Raw genomic sequence first — 10,157 nt, forward strand, 5'->3', positions numbered from 1 at the left:
GGCTCCAGCCTTTTGCGCGCCGACAATGGCAGATAACTGCTCGATCGCAAAGCACATCGCCAAGACAACGCTCGAAACAATAATGGTAGCGGTAGCCTGATCCCAACCATACAAAAGTCCCGCACCGATCGACGCACCCAGAATCAAAATCGGCCCTGGCAGGACTGGGACTACAGCCCCAACAACGCCGACTAAGGTTGTCAGCAAGAGCGCAACATAAATTAGTGTTGTAGTTGTCACGTTGGCGGGGTATTGGTATCTATTAGTGTGTAGTTGATGGCTAATTGCACTCGATCGACCGAGGGGTTTAGAAGGCTCTAAACCCCCGATTTAATCTAAAATCCTGACAATGCGGGGGCGAGTGTTGCCAAAGCTTGCATCGCAAATTGGAGGGCAAAGATCGCGATAATCGGGGACAGATCGATCGAGCCAAGCGGTGGTACGAAGCGGAACAGATTGAGATAGGGATCGGTGACGGGACTCAAGAAACCGACAACTTGCTGCATCCAATCAATGTTGGGAAACCAGGTGAGCAGTAACCGCACAAAAATGATTACTAAGTAGATATTGAGAAAGTTTGAGATACTGACAATTAATAGGGGGGCGATCGCGGCGTTGTTCATAAAAATTATTGGATGTGCAAAAACCTGCTGACCCTATTTTAACCGATCGACTGGTACTTATGGATTGTCGGGCATACCGTACTAACCGACTCAGCCACACTACCAGTTCAGATCGCTGGGTGGAGATGAATTAGCTTTGGGCATCGGGGGCATGTCGATCTTTTATTTCGGCATCCAGCCGCTCGCCAGATTCATCGACCGCCTCTTCCGTGACATTGCCGATCGACGATCTGACCGAATCGATCGCATTATTTAAGTCGTTAATTTTCCGATCTAAACTTTGGCGGGCTACTTCCATCCGATCGAGCGTCCGACTGCGGCTGGATTTAAATGGTCTTCTTTCACCATTTGCGCCTAATATGCTGCCATTTTCAGTTTCCGCAGCGATGCGATTGGTGCGGCGATCGACGATCGCTGCGCCGACGATGCCGCCGACGATACCGCCAACTAAGGTTCCCAACCAAAAGCCACCACTAAATCCATCCCGATTACTCATCCGACTTACCACTCCCTCTTTAAAGTTACTATTTTAATTAATTATCCACCACCCGATCGCTTTTGGGCGCAAATGTAGGTAGGGCGGCGTTGCGCTCCAGATCGCCAAATCTCAACTGTTGTCAGTTGTAGGTATCATGACTGTTGGCAAGGTGGTGGTGTCGGTATCATCACCCGTGACTGCGGATGATGGCGTCATCGGATTGACCAAAAAAGCATATTCGGTCACGATCCGATCGCCTAATAAATGTTCTTGAATGATCCGCTCGATCACGGCTGGTGTGGCCGAATGATACCAAACACCGTCGGGATAAACAACCACGATCGGTCCGTGGTGGCAGACGCGCAAACAATTTGCCTTAGTCCGAAACACACAACCATTTGGCGCATCGGATTGGTCGATTCCTAAGGCTTTGAGTCGAGTTTTGAGATAATCCCACGACACTAGGCTTTCGGCTTGCGAGCAACACAATGGTTTAGTTTGATCTGCACAAATGAACAGGTGACGGGCGATCCGATCGAGTCCGAGACTATCGATCGATTTGGCAAACATCTGTTCGTCGATCGATTCATTGTCCATATTGTCTTGCTGAAATTTCGAGCGGGGAGTGGGGAGCAGGGCGCGGGGAACGGGGAGATAATATGAAAGCTAATCTTCATACCTCAGCGGGACAATACCCGCCGATCTCTTGTTTACCTATTTGCTGGTGCGGGTACGACTGGGATGGGTGCAGTCTGGTTGGTTGGGGCTGGTGCGGTGGCTGAAGCCGAGACTGCAACTTCTAGCTTGTAATTGCTGCTAGCAGCACCGGCGAGGGGGACGATCTCGATCCGATACTCACCAGCCAGGGGGAGATTGCCCTCCCAGTTGAGGGTATTTTTGGCGTAGACATCGACATTTGCTTGATTGGGAGCCAGGATATTCATAGTTGCCCCAGCGGGAGTGCTGGCCAAAGTCGCGCGAAGTTTTTGGCCGACAGGTAGATTCAGGCTAAACACTGTCGGTTGTGCCGAACTGAGCAGCCCTTCTTTGACGATCGGTTTACCAACTTCTACAGTTAGGGCTTCGGAGATGGCGACTGCGGAGGTGGCAGTTGTAGCTGTAGTTGGTGTGGGCGCATTGCTAGCTATCGGTGCTGGCGATTGGGCAGTTGGGGTAACGGGGTCTGTGAGATTAGTTGCGGCTGGTGGTGGGGTTTTAGTGCCGTTATTGGTTGTCGTCATCGATCGACCAATCAAAAAGATCGGGATGACGATGAATACTAATGTGGCTGCTGCCGAACCCAAAGCTAGCCCCCAGGGTGAAGTTAAGATCCCCCGCAGCGGATTTTGCTGCGGCGGTTGATTTCTAGCTGGATAGGAGCCAGCTTTACTAGCTGGTCGCTTGGCTCGCGACAGTGGTACGGAGTCGCGAGCGATAGTCACAAATGGCTGACTGGGAGTTGTTGACGATTTGACACTAGTGGATGGGACATAAGTGCCACCAGGCGAACTGGTCGTGCCCATACCGACGAAATCCGAAACCGATCTCAAGGCTTGGGCGACTTCGATGGCTGACTGATAGCGACTATTGGGTGCCCGACTCAGCATTCTGTTGAGAATTTTGGCAAACCACGGGGTGAGTGTCGGTACCCACTGGTGCCATTTCCAAGTCATGGTACTTTTGTCGATCAGACTTTCGGGCTTGCGTCCGGTCATCATCACCACCACAGTGACAGCCAAGGCATATAGATCGCTGTTCGCATAGGCTTCTCCAGTTTGGAGTTGTTCGCCTGGAGCGTAGCCAGCTTTGCCAACAGTGGTACCTTGATGAATTTGGGTCGATACTTCGAGTTGAGTAACGCCAGCTTTAACGACGCCAAAATCAATTAAAACTGGCAACCGATCGCGATCTCGAAAGATAATATTATCGGGAGAAATATCGCGATGAATGATCCCCATGCCGTGAATATGGGTGAGCACTGGCAACATATTTTGCAGGAAATCTACTGCCTCAGCTTCGGTAAAAGTGGTACTATTTTTGAGCCGATCGCTGAGCGTTTTAGCAACTGTTTTGCCTTCGGCATACTCCTGCACCAAAAACAGTCGTCTTTGTTCTTCAAAGTTCGCTCGAAATTTGGGGATTTGGGGATGATCGATCTGATATAAGACTTGAGCTTCCCTCTGAAATAGCTCCTTAGACTTCTTGAGTGCGTCGCGACCGCGATCGTTGGGGCTAAACTCTTTGAGGACACACATCTCATCAAAACAGCCAGTGTCTTGAGCTAAGTAAGTACGACCAAAGCCACCCTGACCTAATACTTTGGTCACGCGGTAACGCTGTTGAAGCAATGTTCCCGATGGAATTGGTGGTTGCATAACCCAAACTTACGCCTTGAACTAAGGAGAATATAGAAAAAATCGACCGAAATTGGCGATCGGCTGACAATGCGCTAGCCGCGAAGTTATCGATCCAGTTTCGGTGACGAATCACCCACTCGTCAACTACTAAATCTCCGATCGAATTAAATTCAACCTGACTTTACAATTATAGTTCCATAATATTTTAGTCAAAAGATCGATTAATTTAAATTTCGATGAATTTAGCTAGATCGATGAATCGATTGCGAGCGGGTTATATATTAGATAGATATCGAGTAGATTTGTTGGCGGAGCCTCTCCATTAGGAGCATCGCCAATAATTTAAACTGCTTGCCGCTCTTATCATACCCTTGCATCTGACAGGATCGTTCATCTGTGCTTGATAAACTTCCCATGAAAATTTTGCTCGTTGATGACGAGCGCGCTCTGAGTGAGCCATTGAGTCGGCTCTTGACTAGGGAAGGATATACCGTCGATATTGCGACTGATGGTCGAGTTGGGAGCGATCTGGCGAGTGGGGGTAATTACGATTTGCTGATTTTAGATTGGATGTTACCGCAGCTAACTGGATTGCAAATTTGTCAACAATTACGCGATCGCGGTGATGTTACTCCCGTATTATTTCTGACTGCCAAAGATACTCTCGACGATCGGGTAATTGGCTTGGATGCAGGTGCGGATGACTATCTAGTCAAACCGTTTGAGTTGCGAGAATTACTCGCCAGAGTACGCGCACTGCTGCGCCGCGCCCAGCTCGCCGACCCCCAACCAACACCATCCCTGCTGCAGGTGGACGATGTGGAGCTAGATGTAGACAATCAAATCGCCTATGTGCGGGGCAACCGGGTCGAGTTGTCGGAGAAAGAAACACAACTACTCGGATACCTGATGCAACATGCCGGACAAGTCCTCACGCACGATCGCCTGCAAGCCTATCTCTGGGGCGAGCACGCCGCACCGAGCAGCAATGTCCTGGCCGCACTAGTGCGACTGCTGCGCCGCAAGCTGGAAGTCCCAGGCTCTCCAGAGTTGATTCAGACGGTGTATGGCAAAGGTTATCGGATCGGCAATCGGAATTGAGTCGATCGACGATAATAAACTTCATCTCTATGCATTGTCGAACATGCTTACTTCGCCCCTAGTCACCGTCGATTGGCTGCATCAACATTTAGCCACAAAACCGGATTTCGATCTCCAGATCGTCGATTGTCGGTTTGCCCTCAGCGACCCCGATTTGGGACGTAAACAGTATGAAGAGACGCACATTCCTACTGCTAACCATTTGGATCTAAATCGCGATTTATCCAGTCCAGTTGGCATTCACGGCGGCAGACATCCACTACCCGACGATCGCGTATTAGGTACAAAATTAGCAGCCATCGGAATTAATTCCGAAACTCTAGTGGTTGCTTATGACGATTCGCGCTTTGGATTCGCGGCCAGATTATGGTGGTTGTTGCGCTATTACGGACACGATCTCGTCACTGTATTAGATGGCGGATATAGTAGTTGGATCGAGGCTGGTTATCCAGTCACAAACAAGCTCCCGGAAGTAGCAACACCGGGTGACTTTCAGCCACAGCTTCAAACAGATTGGATCGTAGATGTAGATAAGGTCAGAGCGATCCACAATTCACCCGCTCATCTCCTCATCGATTCCCGTGAAGTCGATCGTTATCTCGGCAACAGCGAACCGATCGATCCCATCGCCGGACATATCCCTGGTGCCGTCAATTATCCCTGGCAAGACGTGTCTACACCCGCAGGCTTGGCTTTGTCGATCGAGTCACAACAACAACGCTGGGCGGCAATTTCACCAGATGTCGAACCAATCGTCTATTGCGGTTCGGGCGTGACGGCTTGTGTCAATCTACTATCGCTAGAGCTAGCGGGTATCAGGGGCGCGAAGTTGTATCCAGGGAGTTGGAGTGATTGGATTTCTTATTAGTGGATAGTGGATAGTGGATAGTGGATAGTGAATAGTGGATAGTGAATAGTGAATAGTGAATAGGTGCTGGATTGTTGGGATGGAGGACAGGGTCTATGTAATGTTCGCGAACCTAACACCCCGTTTATCCGATCTACAACCTTACTATCCACTATCCACTATCCACTATTCACCAGTTCTTACTTAATCGAATTCCCCAAAAACATCGGAATAAACTGCGTCACAAAAGCTTGTGGATCTCGGCTCCAGGCTTTTTGGGCGGCGGTGATGCGGACTTTTTGGAGTTCGGGATCGAGGATGGTTTCGGGGAGACGCGCCATCAGATATTGGGGACGATCCCAGAGTGGCAGCGTGTTGACGACATCCATCAAGTTGTTGACGCGGCGGAATTCGGCACCGAACATGATATCCATGCCAGATTCGTAAGCCGCTTGCTCGATCGCGATAAACTTGAGCTTAACTGTTTCCACCTTTTGACGGTGGGCGGGACTTTTCGCCGCAATTTTCGCGAGTTGCTTGTTACCCCAGCGGACGTGTCCGGTTTCTTCGGGAAAGATTTTCTCGATCGTGGCGCGGATTTTGATATTTTCTTCCGTCTGCGGTGCTGCTTTGAGGGCGTGAATGTGAGCGGAAAAGAATTCACAACCGCGTTTTTCGGTGACATTAATCGCTGCTAGAGCAGCAATCACCGCATCTTCGGGTGTGCCGTATGTTTCCCGATCGATCAACCGCTCGAATTCATCAATGTAAGATACGCCTGGAGGGGTATCTAATGGGCCGCCAATATCGATGAGGAGGTCGGTCAACCACATGGCATGACGGGATTCATCATTGATATGATGCGATAGATCCCGAATCAATTCGGGTGGATGGCCATTGAGTTGTTCGATCAGGTCGGTGAGATCCTTGCAACTGCGTTGTTCGTTGTAACGGTAGCGATTGAGAGTGACGAGGTGAATTTCGCGATCGCTGACAACGCGTTTTAAGATATCTCGGGCACTAAGACTGTTGTTGAATTTGCGAGGGTAGGCAACTGTCATGATGTTTGGTGAGGTTAGTCAGATGGCTATCGATTCAATAAGAATTGTAACGCAATCTTAAGTAAAGGGTAGACGTATGAATGATATTGCCGCGATCGACGACTGTTAGCCGATCTGGAGAGCTTAATTCTATCGTTGCTGAGTCATGGCAATAACTGCGACAACATTAATATTGGGAAGTCCAGTTAATCCTGGCAAAATGTCGTTACCAGCGTAGACAATCGGCAATTCGTCGGCTTGCCACACCCAAATTTGCTCTCGCTGAATATCGATGAGCCACGCCAGTTGACTACCATTGGTGAGACAGTGGAGAATTTTATTTTGCAGATCGAGGATACTTTGGTCGGGCGATCTTATTTCAATTACCCAATCAGGAGCACCTTCAAATGGACCATCGGCTTGAGGCAGTCGATCGATCTCAATTACCGCAATGTCAGGAACTGGCGAAATCGGGGAAATGATGCAGCGCAGCTCCTGGATTGCCTCGTAGCGATCGGTATTTTGGTTAATCCAGTTAACTAAGTTTCGCTGAAGACGGGAATGGTAGAGGGTGGGCATGATTTTCTGGCGGGCAGTGCCATTGATGAATTCCCATGCCGGAGAAGCCTCTATGTTTGGCTGGGCAAGAAATTCAGCGAGTTGTCTAGCGATGGTCGATCGCATGGCATCTAAATGGATGATGGTGGCAACAGATGTGAGGTGACTATTTTAACGTGAGTTCGGGCTAGGTCAGTGCAGAGTTGGAGTCTTGGTGTTGTCGAACGTTCCCGTCGATCCAGGATAGTGGCTGTCTAATAAAGTTCGATTTCGATCGATAATTAATTAGACCCAATGGAGGCGATCGCGCTTGCACTTTTCCTCAAAACTTTGCAACAAAATTTTGAGCTTTAATTGATGACATGCCATCGGTTTTTTGAAAAAACTTTCATCAATCAAATATGCCAACTAAGCCTCTCTCAAAATAAGTGATTGCTGACTTTTTGAAGACAAGATTAAGTCTGCGGTTGCCCTGGCAGTTGGACAGTCAACGTGGTATGAAAAATGTCGTTGGGATCTACTTTTTGTTTGAGTTGTTGCAATCGTGCGTATTGCTCTTCACTGTCGTAGTACATCCGTCTGACAGCAGTCTTGCTAATATCTGTATCCCCAAAAGATCCCCAGAAAACCCGTTGTTCCCGATCCCCGCTGAAGTGTTTTTCAATCATGATCTGCATCCTGTTCTGTAAGTCTATGGCCGCTTGCTCAAAGCCCTGCCGATAGAAGAGATCGAATACAAAGCAAAAAACATAGTCTCGATGAGAGATTGAGGTTGCCTGCCTCCGCTCCGTATGTTTGTAAGCACCACCGCCCATCAACATTTGAAAGACGAGCTTTACGCCTTCGGTTTGCATCAGCACCTCATCGACCATATCTACAAACTGCTGAATAAAATTGTCGGTCAACGCGTTGGTGGTGCAGTCGATCCGCTTTTTGTATGGATATGGGAATTCCCGTCCATCAAGGGTTGTAGCTGGCCAGCGACGCACGAACGAATCTGACAAATCCGACAGCGATCGATTACCGTATTCGCGGGGTAAGAAATCCTCCCAGTTACTTTGTTCAAACGAAGCCGCTTCATCGATTGATTTCAACAGCTCATTTTCAATCACACCTGCGGTTACGACAGGTAGATTTCCGTGTACTGCTTCAACCAACAATATTGGGAAGAATGGCATTCTGCCTGTTGATTCTACGGTCATCATAAAATCAATATCTGCTGGTAGTGTCCCGGCTACGACGCCTTGCGACATTGCCTGAACCAGCTTCATCAGTTTCTTAAAGCGGATCTTTTGATACTGTCTAGTTGCAGCATATCCGTAGGAATTTGGACGATCGGTATCCTCAATACATTTGAATGTGTAGTTGGTCACGATGCCAAACGAACCAGCGTTTCCACCTAGCACGCCCCAGAAGATCTCTCGATCGAACTTTTCTTGATCGGAAGAGGGTACAGAACCAGGTACTGGACGAGTGAGTGTCCGAAGACTGCCATCTGCCAAGACGATGTCGAATGCCTCAACATAGTCAAGGGCTAAGCCAAAGTTACGGACGAGATGCCCATAGCCTCCAGTTTGGGCATGGCCGCCGATGGCCACCTTCGGGCACTCACCGTGGGGGATGGTGATCTTTTCGTCCTTGAATCGAGCCGCGAGCGTCGTCAGTGGCACCGCTGGGCCGACCTCGGCGATATTCCCAGAGACTGTGAGGTCGCCAAATGCATCCATACTCAGCACAATCGTTTTGCTGCCTCCCGAAGACTTACCGGAGTATTGATGTCCGCCGCTTCTAGCCACAATATGCAAGTTTTTCGATCGGGCATACGCGATGGCGGCCATAATGTCCTCGACGTCCCGTGGGTAAGCCACCATTAAGGGAGTCAAATCTTTCTTTGGGTATGATGTAGTTGCGTAGACGTTGGCCCGACTGAGGTAGCCCAAATCTTTGGGTTCAAAGACATCACCTTTAAAATTGGGTATGGGTCCTGAAGGTGCAAGTGCCGTCAGGGGTGGAGTGAGCGGAACACCGGCGGGGAGTCTTGTGTCGATCCGAGCTGCGGGAGCTGCTGCGAAGATCGTCGGTGTTGTGGATTCGATCCGGCTTGGAGTGTAGGCATAACCAGAGAGTTCAAGAGCATTGTCTCGGTTGATTTGCAGACGAGCGAAGATCTGGAGGTCTCGGTGAAGCTTGCCCGCTCCGTTCTCACGATAGGCTACTCCGCTATGGACATAGTCAACATACTCGACAATCAAGGCCGCCCGATGCTGATTGTCTGCTGCGATGCTGTGGAGCCGCTCAGAATCGATGGTCGGATCTAGACCTGTGCCTTGACCCTTGTCGGCAATAGCTTTGAGGACGTCGGATCCAGCCAATATTTCAAATACGGCATCAACAGGAAGGTCGGCGACAACTGCGGCGACAAGTTCTGTTAGCTCTAATTCTCCCTCTGCTGCAACTCCGAGCGCAGCGATCTGCACGATCGGCATGAGGTGTGAGCCGCCATAGCAATCCAATACAAGGTCGCAATTGGCTGGGACATCTGACTCTAGAAATAAGCCTTGGGCGAGGCGAAGAAACTCGTCACGACCAGGATAAGGGAAGGAGTATCGCTGCATCCACAGGCTCCGAGCTGGCACTGCCTCAAATGTGACTTGAGTAATGACACCTTTGGATGCTTGGTACTGAGCCAAGCACGATCCTGCTGTGCTGGCTTGAAACGCGATCGGTGTTCCATCTGGCTGCACTGCCTTGATTTCCGAAATATAGCTGGGCAGTGGCCCTAGGCTACGTGTTAGGGATGAGACGCTCTCATTGAGTACATTTGAGGCAATGCTCTTGAGCGGATCGTCAGAAAGTGGGAGTGCTAATTTGCCTTTGGTGAGGTGCTCCACGATATCTTTGGAGGTCGCGGCGGCCTCTACTACCACCTTGTGTTGCTTGATGGTGATGTTCGCTAATTCGCTGAGATCGATCGTCACTCCGTTTGACCCATCTACTCGATCTTGTCTTGCCACCTGTTTGCCACTGCGAACAAATGTTTTTTGGTGCTGAGAAAGCTTAATTGCAGTGGCAACATCAGCTTGGGACGCTGGATACCAGACATGATGGGCACCGGATATGTCGGTGATGGTGTTTTGGAAATCCCAGTTGGAT

Annotated in this window: 10 protein-coding genes; 2 read left to right on the forward strand and 8 right to left on the reverse strand. The window is 49.6% G+C overall.

What is annotated here, in order from left to right; translation table 11 throughout:
• The 5 genes from RMO27_RS05605 to RMO27_RS05625 all read right to left on the reverse strand — a co-directional run.
• Nucleotides 1–240, reverse strand: a 240-nt coding sequence (locus tag RMO27_RS05605) for a DUF456 family protein (RefSeq protein WP_309730258.1), incomplete at its 3' end; no start/stop codon positions are given.
• Nucleotides 241–335: 95 nt separating this feature from the next.
• A complete protein-coding gene (locus RMO27_RS05610) occupies nucleotides 336–623 on the reverse strand; it encodes a YggT family protein (protein WP_309730261.1) in 288 nt (95 codons plus the stop codon).
• 130 nt (nucleotides 624–753) lie between these two features.
• Nucleotides 754–1,119 (reverse strand): hypothetical protein, encoded by a 366-nt coding sequence (locus RMO27_RS05615; protein WP_309730264.1) that lies wholly within the window; start codon nucleotides 1,117–1,119, stop codon nucleotides 754–756.
• Nucleotides 1,120–1,230: 111 nt separating this feature from the next.
• Entirely contained in the window at nucleotides 1,231–1,698 is a 468-nt protein-coding gene (locus tag RMO27_RS05620) for a ferredoxin (RefSeq protein ID WP_309730267.1), read from the reverse strand.
• A 113-nt stretch (nucleotides 1,699–1,811) separates the two neighbouring features.
• Nucleotides 1,812–3,476 (reverse strand): serine/threonine-protein kinase, encoded by a 1,665-nt coding sequence (locus tag RMO27_RS05625; protein WP_309730272.1) that lies wholly within the window; start codon nucleotides 3,474–3,476, stop codon nucleotides 1,812–1,814.
• Between the two features lie 396 nt (nucleotides 3,477–3,872).
• On the opposite strand from RMO27_RS05625, the gene rppA reads away from it, so the two are divergent.
• Together rppA and RMO27_RS05635 are read left to right on the forward strand one after the other, a co-directional pair.
• Nucleotides 3,873–4,559: a two-component system response regulator RppA gene (rppA, locus tag RMO27_RS05630; protein WP_309730275.1), complete on the forward strand. Its 687-nt coding sequence runs from the start codon at nucleotides 3,873–3,875 to the stop codon at nucleotides 4,557–4,559.
• Between the two features lie 43 nt (nucleotides 4,560–4,602).
• A complete protein-coding gene (locus RMO27_RS05635; protein ID WP_309730279.1) occupies nucleotides 4,603–5,427 on the forward strand; it encodes a sulfurtransferase in 825 nt (274 codons plus the stop codon).
• A 179-nt stretch (nucleotides 5,428–5,606) separates the two neighbouring features.
• Here the strand turns inward: RMO27_RS05635 and RMO27_RS05640 are convergent, their stop codons facing one another.
• The 3 genes from RMO27_RS05640 to RMO27_RS05650 all read right to left on the reverse strand — a co-directional run.
• Nucleotides 5,607–6,467, reverse strand: coding sequence for a ferritin-like domain-containing protein (locus tag RMO27_RS05640; RefSeq protein WP_309730284.1), 861 nt, complete (start codon nucleotides 6,465–6,467; stop codon nucleotides 5,607–5,609).
• Between the two features lie 129 nt (nucleotides 6,468–6,596).
• Nucleotides 6,597–7,130 (reverse strand): Uma2 family endonuclease, encoded by a 534-nt coding sequence (locus RMO27_RS05645; protein WP_309730288.1) that lies wholly within the window; start codon nucleotides 7,128–7,130, stop codon nucleotides 6,597–6,599.
• Nucleotides 7,131–7,459: 329 nt separating this feature from the next.
• Nucleotides 7,460–10,157 (reverse strand): FAD-binding protein (locus RMO27_RS05650; RefSeq protein WP_309730291.1); only part of this gene is annotated, 2,698 nt, incomplete at its 5' end.

The sequence above is a fragment of the Chamaesiphon sp. OTE_75_metabat_556 genome, from assembly GCF_031378165.1.
In the GTDB taxonomy this organism is placed as follows: Bacteria; Cyanobacteriota; Cyanobacteriia; order Cyanobacteriales; family Chamaesiphonaceae; genus Chamaesiphon.